Annotated in this window: 7 protein-coding genes; 6 read left to right on the forward strand and 1 reads right to left on the reverse strand. The window is 65.0% G+C overall.

Annotated features, from left to right (window positions below; genetic code table 11):
- Window positions 1-212: 212 nt before the first annotated feature.
- The 4 genes from ACFU74_RS35690 (at window position 213) to ACFU74_RS35705 (ending at window position 2417) form a co-directional block, all read left to right on the forward strand.
- The gene (locus ACFU74_RS35690) at window positions 213-443 is read left to right on the forward strand and encodes a hypothetical protein (protein WP_380764294.1); all 231 of its coding nucleotides are present in this window, start codon (window positions 213-215) and stop codon (window positions 441-443) included.
- Entirely contained in the window at window positions 440-1033 is a 594-nt protein-coding gene (locus ACFU74_RS35695; RefSeq protein WP_380764295.1) for a type 1 glutamine amidotransferase domain-containing protein, read from the forward strand. Before ACFU74_RS35690 ends, ACFU74_RS35695 begins: the two co-directional genes overlap by 4 nt.
- 206 nt (window positions 1034-1239) lie before the next feature.
- Window positions 1240-1863, forward strand: a complete 624-nt coding sequence (locus ACFU74_RS35700; RefSeq protein ID WP_378878144.1) for a hypothetical protein — start codon at window positions 1240-1242, stop codon at window positions 1861-1863.
- A 74-nt stretch (window positions 1864-1937) separates the two neighbouring features.
- A complete protein-coding gene (locus tag ACFU74_RS35705; RefSeq protein ID WP_224481843.1) occupies window positions 1938-2417 on the forward strand; it encodes a hypothetical protein in 480 nt (159 codons plus the stop codon).
- A 126-nt stretch (window positions 2418-2543) separates the two neighbouring features.
- Here ACFU74_RS35705 and ACFU74_RS35710 read toward each other — a convergent pair whose 3' ends face one another.
- The gene (locus ACFU74_RS35710; RefSeq protein WP_076739208.1) at window positions 2544-3920 is read right to left on the reverse strand and encodes a hypothetical protein; all 1377 of its coding nucleotides are present in this window, start codon (window positions 3918-3920) and stop codon (window positions 2544-2546) included.
- 166 nt (window positions 3921-4086) lie between these two features.
- Between ACFU74_RS35710 and ACFU74_RS35715 the strand changes: the two genes are divergently transcribed.
- Window positions 4087-4566, forward strand: a complete 480-nt coding sequence (locus ACFU74_RS35715) for a tetratricopeptide repeat protein (RefSeq protein WP_158230118.1) — start codon at window positions 4087-4089, stop codon at window positions 4564-4566.
- A gap of 60 nt (window positions 4567-4626) precedes the next feature.
- Window positions 4627-5409: a 3-hydroxybutyrate dehydrogenase gene (locus tag ACFU74_RS35720; protein WP_076739206.1), complete on the forward strand. Its 783-nt coding sequence runs from the start codon at window positions 4627-4629 to the stop codon at window positions 5407-5409.
- Window positions 5410-5456 lie beyond the last annotated feature (47 nt).

Raw genomic sequence — 5456 nt, forward strand, 5'->3', positions numbered from 1 at the left:
GATCAGCACCGAGGGCGTGGTGGAAAGCGCCACCGCGCCGGCGGTGAACGAGCCGTGCTCGACCACCTCCAGAAACACCTCCACATCGCCCAGGTAGTCGAACTTGCGGCTCATTTGGCTCTCCGGGGAACAGATGTTTTGCGATGGGGCCAATTTATCGCCGCTGGGGCGATGAATAAAGTGGCCGCCATTCCCCGATTAGGAGCTCCCCCATGAACCTGATGACCCGGCTGGCCGCAGCGCTGGCCCTGACCCTGGCTGCCAGCGGCGCGCAGGCCGCCAACGTGCTGGTGGTGCTGTCCGACGAAAACCACCTGGACCTGAAGGACGGCAAGGTGGCGCCGCGGCCGGGGCCGTCGTGGTGCAATGGCCGTCCCGACATCCCGGCACCAGCGACGACGAGGGAGCCGCATGAGCGCCGACGGTGGATGCGTCTTCGGTGACGCCGGCGTACTTCGGCAACGATGCCGCGCAGCTGACGCTGCACAAGGAACTGCTGGAGAAACTGGCGCTGACCTCGGCGACGGCCTCGCCGGTGGTCAGCCTGGCACGCATCGAGCAGCAGGGCTACGCGCGTTTCGATGCGGTCTACATTCCGGGTGGCCACGCGCCGATGCAGGACCTGCTGAAGAGCCCGGCGCTGGGCCGGCTGCTGGCCGACTTCCACCAGCGCAACAAAACCACCGCGCTGGTCTGCCACGGGCCGATCGCGCTGCTGTCCACGCTGCCGGATGCTGCGGGTTTCGTGGCGAAGCTGGAAACGGGTGCGATGCCGGCCATGCCGAAGTGGATCTACAGCGGCTACCAGATGACGGTGATCAGCAACCAGGAAGAAGAGCAGGCCAAGCCGTTGCTGGGTGGCGGTGAGATGAAGTTCTACCCGCAGACCGCGTTGCAGCGGGCGGGTGCGCGGTTCAGCAGCAATGCCACGCCGTGGATGGGGCATGTGGTGGTGGACCGTGAGCTGATTACCGGGCAGAACCCGGCTTCGGCGCTGGAGGTGGGGCAGCGGTTGGTGGAGCGGTTGAAGTAAGGCGGGGTCTGCATCGCGTGCCGTGTCGTGGCAACATGGTGGGCTGGCCTCGTCCTTCTGGGCGGGGCCGGTTTTCCAGGCAAGCCCTCGAACACGACATGCGAACGTCTTTTTTCATTCTCTCCGCCCTGTGCCTTGGCCTACTGTCTGGCTGTGCCAGTGGCCCGGAGGAGCACGCTTCCAGCCGCGAGATAACCAGTGCGTTCGTGGCCGACGACGGCCAGCTGTACCTGTTGCCGCGCTATGACGAGCCGATGCGCTTCAATGCCGCGCCGTTCCGCGAGTACCGCGCGCTGATGGACAGCCCGCTGCGCGAGGCGGTGGCCTGCGCGCAGATGTACTTCCATGAGGACTGGCGCGACCCGGCCAACAAGGCCAAGGTGCACGGCAGCTATGCGCTGCTGCTGCTGCCGGAGCAGGTGACGGCAGAGCTGGCCGGACAGTTCAAGCTGGAGCGGATTGAGGTGCTCCCGCGTGAGGCCAAGGCCGTGGAGGAGCGGGCGCGCTACTACCTGCCGATGGACCGGACCCGTTACGCGCTGGCGTTTGACCGCGCCTGCAATCTTTCAAGGAAGGGCGGCAGCTATTACAGCGCGCTGTTCGAGGGCGACGGCGAGCGGGTGCAGTTGCCGGATGCTGCGGCACTGGCGGAGAAGGGGAAGCTGGAACAGCCGATTAATGCGCGGGCGCAGCGGATCCTGCCGGAGAGGGAGGGCAAGCCGGGTGCGGGTTCGGCGGCGGGCAAGGTGCTCGGCGCGGCGCTGATCCCTGTGGCCGTGCCGGTGTTTGTGCTAAGCCTGCCGTTCCTGGGGCCGGATCATTGGAAGTGAAAAGGCGTTGGGGGAGAGTCATCCACGCATGGCGTGGATTGGGCATCGCCTGAAAGTTCATCCTGGAGATCTGTGTGCCAAGCACGCTGGAAACTGTTTTGAAGACTGCAGGCTTCATTGTCGTTGCGGCGCTTCCGTTGGTGATCCTCTGGCTCATCCTTCGGCGAATGTCAGCGACCGCGCGTTCTGCATTGGGATCAGGGCTGCGTTTGAATCCCCCTCGCCGGATTTCCGGCACGTCCATGACCTTGGTGATGGTGGATGGCAAAGAGGATCGCGAGCACTACTTCTTTGATACAGAATCCTTCCACCTGCGGCGGGGGGCGGTGCCCACGGCAGTTCCGCTTTCGCAGATCACCTCAGTCACACGAACGTCCGACAGGATCTACGGGCGTTATGTCTGGCAGGTGTGCTTCAGCAGAGCATCGGGCAGAAAGTGCGTGACGTTCACCAACAACCTGACGCTGTTCAACCGCGACTTCCTGCTGTTCCTGGAGGCGGTGCGGAAGGCCAATCCTCTGGCGACCGTCGATCAGGCGGGTCTGTTCTTCTGATTGTGCGGGGACATCAGCGGCGCTGATTGGCAAATGGAGGGGCCAGGGGGCGAGTCGCCTTGGACACGGTGCTGGGCGATTCAGTTGTGCGGGCGTTGAGGGAGTGAATCCACGCATGGCGTGGATCTACTGGCACCTCTGCCTGCCGCCAGCCACACAGCTTGCCCGCCAATGCTCCCAGGTCTTGAGATCGATGCCGGCTTTCAGCGCAATGCCCTGCAGCTCTGCCCAGCCCTTCGGCGAAGGAGAGGCCAGCAGCCCACGCATGAAGGCCTGCATCTTTGCCTCACCCACCTGCTTCTCCAGCGAAAGCAGCAGCAAAGGGGCATAGACGTAGCGATATATCTCGCCCAGATCGGAGTTGCCATCGATGGCATCGAACGGGGGTAGCGGCTTGTCGTGCGTATCGACGGCCGATTGCAGTCGTGCGATGTAGCGATCGGCCGCGGCATCGCCACTGATCTCACGCAGCGCCTTGATCGACAGGAACTCGGCGCTGGACTCCAGCAGAACCCAGAAGTAGGGGCCCTGCGGACGGTTCAGCGTGCCGAAGTAGTAATGGCCCATTTCGTGTGCGATGTACTGCACGCGCCGTTCAGCATGTTCGCCACCAGCCAGCAGGGAGTCGGCCACATTGCCGATGCTGCCGCTCATGGCGATGGTGGGCCAGGTGGCAAAGCCCCACTCGCTGCCTTCGCGGTCGCGCTCGATCTGGTTGAGCGTGACCATGCGCAGGAAAGTGGGGCGGTCGGCCAGCGGCATGCCCATGTAGCGGCTGTGCACGTCGGCTACCTTCTGCAGTGTGCTGGACAGTGCCTGGACCTTGGCCGAGGGCAGGGTCTCGTTAAGGATCGTGACCTGCGCGGTGCGGGTGATCGGGCCGCCGCCGCCGAACAGCAGGATCGGCCGTGCGTTGTCGCTGCGGAATCGCCCCTGCGCGCCTTCGATGGCCGGGCTGCCGTTGAGATACAGAAAGCGGCAGCCGGCGCAGTCCACCTGCAGGTCGTAGCGGCTTTCGTTGCTGCGCACGCGGGCCTTGGGGTCGAATGCCTGCGGCAGCCATGCGGACTGTTCGGTGAAGCGGGCGCTGTCGCCGTTGAAGGCCATCATGCCCTTGAAGTCGCCCATGGCATCGTGCTTCGGGTACAGCGGGAACGCGCCCACGTACTGCACGCAGAGCGTGGCGGTGGGCTCGGCCAGGGTGTAGACGCGCGCCTCGCCATCCACGCCCGGGTCGTACCAGCCATCGAACCCTACCGGCTTGCCGTCACCGTCGGTGACCCGCGCGACGTTCAGGCCGGCGTTGAGTACGAACGCGCCCCTTGATTCGGCTGGGAGGTTGGACACGCAGACATTGCCTTCGACGCGGCCGCTGGCAATATCCAGCCGCACGCTGCCGGTGGTGAGCGGCGTGGCCGCCTGCGCGGTCGGTGCGGCCACGCTGGTGGCGGGGGCGAGCAGTGCGGTCAGGGCGGCAGGCAGCAGGGCGGTGCAGGGGTTCATCGGGCCATCTTTGGGTGGATGGCGTTGACTATAGGGCCAACATCGATGGACGCGGAGAGTCTTCTGGTCACCCGGCCTTGTGGGGCTGGTGCAATGCCCTGGCCTGGTGCAGGCATAATGCCAGCGGGGCGAACGGATGCCCGCGAACAGGACGGACGCCTGCGCCATGACGAACATGCCAACCCAGCTCACGACCGACTTCGATGCGATGCTCGACGGTGGTGACATTGCCGAGGCGCGGCGGCTGTTGGCCCCGCAGCTTGCACGCGGCTGTGCTGAAGCGTTGTTCCTCTCTTCTTCGATGCCTGTGGGGGAGGACGACGCACATGCCGAGGCGGACAGCTTCGCGACCCTCAAGCAGGCCGCAGAGAAGGGTTATATCCCGGCAATCCATGCGATAGGGCTGTGCCTGCTGACCGGTGACCGCGTCGAGCAGGACGTCATGCGTGCGGCCGCGCATTTTGAGCGGGCATCGGAGGCCGGCTATCCGTCGGCCATGTACGAGTTTGGCCTGGCGTTGTTCCATGGCATGGGTGTTGCCAGGGACGTGCCGCATGCGGTGTACCTGATCCGCGCTTCGGCGCAGTCGGGGAATGAGTACGCCAGGGAATTCCTGCTGACGTACTCGTTGGACGTGGGCACGTAGGAGGAGGGTGCGGAGGCCGGTAACGCTACACTGGCGGCCTACCCCGATGGAAGCTCGCCCATGTTCAGTGGAAAAGTTGCGGTGGTCACCGGCTCCACCAGCGGTATCGGTCTTGGCATTGCCATAGCCCTGGCGCGGCAAGGTGCCGATATCGTGCTGAATGGCTTCGGCGATGCGGCGGAGATCGAACGCATCCGTTCCAAGCTGGAAACCGAGTTCGGCGTGCGCGTGGCGCATGACGGCGCCGATCTTTCCCGTGGCGAGGCAGTGCGCTGGATGATTGAGCATGCCGTCGCGACGATGGGCCGCATCGACATCCTGGTGAACAACGCCGGCATCCAGCACACCGCGTCGATCGAGGAATTCCCTGTCGAGAAGTGGAATGCGATCCTGGCGTTGAATCTCTCGGCCGTGTTCCATGCCACGGCGGCGGCCTTGCCGCATATGAAGCAGCAGCGCGCCGGCCGCATCATCAACATTGCGTCGGTGCACGGGTTGGTGGGCTCGGTGAACAAGTCGGCCTACGTGGCGGCCAAGCATGGCGTGGTGGGGTTCACCAAGGTCACCGCGCTGGAGAATGCGGGCACCGGCATCACCGCCAATGCCATCTGCCCGGGCTGGGTGCGGACGGCGCTGGTCGAGCAGCAGATCACCGCGTTGGCCGAGCGCGATGGCACGGATCAGGAGACCGCCGCGCGTGCGCTGCTGGCTGAGAAGCAGCCCTCGTTGCAGTTTGTAACGCCCGAGCAGCTGGGCGAGATGGTGGTGTTCCTGGCCTCGGATGCCGCTGCACAGATCACCGGCACGGCGCTGCCGGTGGATGGGGGCTGGACGGCGCGCTAGCTGGCTGGCTGTGCTTTACGCTGCAGCATGGGCAATGCCACCAGCGT

The sequence above is a fragment of the Kitasatospora sp. NPDC057500 genome, from assembly GCF_042802195.1.
GTDB lineage: Bacteria > Actinomycetota > Actinomycetes > Streptomycetales > Streptomycetaceae > Kitasatospora.

What these genes read in the sequence shown, in the direction of transcription:
- ACFU74_RS35720 (WP_076739206.1), top strand. Translation starts at nt 4,627, where the DNA reads ATGTTCAGTGGAAAAGTTGCGGTGGTCACCGGCTCCACCAGCGGTATC.
- ACFU74_RS35690 (WP_380764294.1), top strand. Translation starts at nt 213, where the DNA reads ATGAACCTGATGACCCGGCTGGCCGCAGCGCTGGCCCTGACCCTGGCT.
- ACFU74_RS35710 (WP_076739208.1), bottom strand. Translation starts at nt 3,920, where the DNA reads ATGAACCCCTGCACCGCCCTGCTGCCTGCCGCCCTGACCGCACTGCTC.
- ACFU74_RS35715 (WP_158230118.1), top strand. Translation starts at nt 4,087, where the DNA reads ATGACGAACATGCCAACCCAGCTCACGACCGACTTCGATGCGATGCTC.